This window comes from Bradyrhizobium sp. Mp27 (genome assembly GCF_029953005.1).
GTDB classification, from domain to species: domain Bacteria; phylum Pseudomonadota; class Alphaproteobacteria; order Rhizobiales; family Xanthobacteraceae; genus Bradyrhizobium; species Bradyrhizobium barranii.
The window spans coordinates 1-1,494 of sequence record NZ_JASAUS010000483.1; the positions used below are offsets into that span (position 1 = coordinate 1).

A 1,494-nucleotide genomic window follows, 5' to 3' on the forward strand; every position below is an offset into this window, starting at 1 on the left:
AAGGACTTCCGGCGCATCGCCACGCGATATGACAAGCTCGCCCGTAATTTTTTGGCCGCTGTTCATCTCGCCGCTCTCGTCGCATATTGGCTCAATTGAGTCTGGACCCTACATCTCAATATGCCCGATATCCCTCTATCGTGCTGTAAGGGCGACGTGGCTTGGCGCGCGGTGTCGGACGAACATATACGCTGCGGCTTCGAGCACGAAGAGACGTCGCAATCTGACGATGACCAGCGCGGAGAAGTCGATGTCTCGCTCACCGTTGACCAGGCTTTGCATGGACATCATCTCCTCCCTGCTCGGCCGGACCGCAAAGCTCGGATGGGAATGCCATTCGCCCAGGTAGTTGAAACGTCGGAAGTCGGATCCTGTTCTTCGAAAGAAACTTTCGAGAGCCTCTGCATGATGATTTGGGCTGCGAACGAAATGAGCAGCCGTTCCGGTCGTCGCGTCAATTGAGAAGTCGACGATCCGAAAATGGTCTGGCGCGACTTGCTCGCCCATGAGGATGCCGCCGATCTCGCGCCTTCCGGCGCGTCTTAGGCATGTGCGAAAGCGGGCCCGCTGGTCACTTGGAAGACTGATCTTGACCATCGAAGGCGGAGGGTAAGAGTTCACGAAGCAGTGCAAGGCTCTCGGCGACCGAGGCGGAATCTTGTTCGACCTTCCACGGTTCGGAGCCGGCGAGTTGTATAGGCCAGGTCTCGAACGGCTCGGAGAAAATCCAAGCCCTGCGCAGGCCGATCGCATAAGCCGGCACCGGAAATGCGCTTTCTTTCGGGTGGATGAGAACGTCCGTCGCCAAGCGCGCCAGATGTCCCGCGATAATGGCGACCTCGGCATCGTCCGCGACGAGCGCAGCGCCGTCGCCGGCCGCCGTCGCGTAAGGCGCCGCGAAGCCAGCGAGCAGCGCGGGAATGCCGTGCCCTTCGCACCAGGCGTTGATCTGATTGCGGGCCGTTTGAGGTTCCGGCTCGTGACCTGATCGAACGCGCGCCACTAGGCCACCAATGCCGCCGGCGAACACCTCGCCCCAGAGGAGCGGCTTCAGGCTTTCCGTCGCGACGGCGGCGCAGAAGTTAAAGCAGTGCGCGTCGGCGGTCGCGTCGATGATAACGTCGCAGGCGCGCAGCGCAGACATCACGGAGTCCGTAGAATCTGCGCTTTCCTGGCCGCCCAGCGCGACCCGCCGCACAGTGATGTCCATCGTTCCCGCAATCTCGATGAGGCGCGCGCGGAGCGCGTCGACCTTGTGGGCGCCAATTGCTACGGCGCTGAGCTCATTTCGCACGAGGTTCGCCACGAATAGAACGTCATTATCGACGAGCGTGAACTGGCGCACAAGGGGAGAATATCGGGAAGAGCTACGGCGAGTTCCGCGAGAGCTATGGCTGATTTTGGGTGACGCGGCCTGATCAGGCGGCGTGGCTTTCAGTGTTCGGAATGACTTCGATTCCGTCGATGAACTTTACACCGGCGATGACTTTCGGC

General features: G+C 60.7%; 2 protein-coding genes and 1 pseudogene. 1 reads left to right on the forward strand and 2 read right to left on the reverse strand.

The features are described from left to right. Positions 1 to 99: pseudogene (locus QJT78_RS51135) on the forward strand (IS5/IS1182 family transposase); the annotation flags it as partial. 36 nt (positions 100 to 135) lie between these two features. Here the strand turns inward: QJT78_RS51135 and QJT78_RS51140 are convergent. Then, positions 136 to 597 carry a Mov34/MPN/PAD-1 family protein gene (locus QJT78_RS51140; RefSeq protein ID WP_028154570.1) on the reverse strand — a complete coding sequence of 154 codons (462 nt, stop codon included), beginning with the start codon at positions 595 to 597 and terminating at the stop codon, positions 136 to 138. Further along, on the reverse strand, positions 572 to 1,345 hold the full coding sequence (locus QJT78_RS51145; protein WP_049808150.1) for a ThiF family adenylyltransferase: 774 nt from the start codon (positions 1,343 to 1,345) through the stop codon (positions 572 to 574). Before QJT78_RS51145 ends, QJT78_RS51140 begins: the two co-directional genes overlap by 26 nt. Between the last annotated feature and the right edge of the window lie 149 nt (positions 1,346 to 1,494).

Coding starts and splice junctions, on each gene's coding strand:
- QJT78_RS51140 (WP_028154570.1), bottom strand. CDS start 597: ATGGTCAAGATCAGTCTTCCAAGTGACCAGCGGGCCCGCTTTCGCACA.